This window comes from Sphingomonas sp. CCH9-F2, from assembly GCF_001556735.1.
Classification (GTDB): Bacteria; Pseudomonadota; Alphaproteobacteria; order Sphingomonadales; family Sphingomonadaceae; genus Sphingomonas; species Sphingomonas ginsenosidimutans.
This window is the reverse complement of the sequence record NZ_LSJO01000402.1, coordinates 1-393: the sequence shown is the minus strand read 5'-3', so window position 1 is coordinate 393 and position 393 is coordinate 1. Positions and strand designations below refer to the sequence as shown.

Genomic DNA, 393 nt, shown 5'->3' with positions numbered 1-393 from the left:
CGGTACGACCACACCCGCGACCAGCAGATCGCGACCGACGCGACCTTCCGTTGCCCGGCGCAGCGGCTGGCGCGGCTGCTGGCCGGCCGGGGCGCGCGGGTGTGGTCGTACCGTTTCGACGGATCGGACGACGGCGGCATGACCCGCCATTCGGCGGAACTGCCCTACATCTACGGCGGGAAGCCGATCGGCGGGGTGGCGGTGATGGATTACTGGGCGAACTTCATCCGCACCGGCGACCCCAATGGCGGCGCGCTGCCGCGCTGGCCGGCGTTCGACGCGGCGGGCAGCCGGATCGAGATCGACAATCAGGGTGTACGCGCGGGCCGCGAGGCGCCGGGCGGCATCTGTCAGTGGAGCGATACGTTATGATCTGTCTCTTATACACATCTC

The 393-nt window shown here is 69.2% G+C and carries 1 protein-coding gene; it reads left to right on the top strand.

What is annotated here, in order from left to right:
* Nucleotides 1–372: carboxylesterase family protein (locus AX685_RS11730; protein ID WP_156445777.1), on the top strand; the 372-nt coding region annotated here is incomplete at its 5' end.
* Nucleotides 373–393 lie beyond the last annotated feature (21 nt).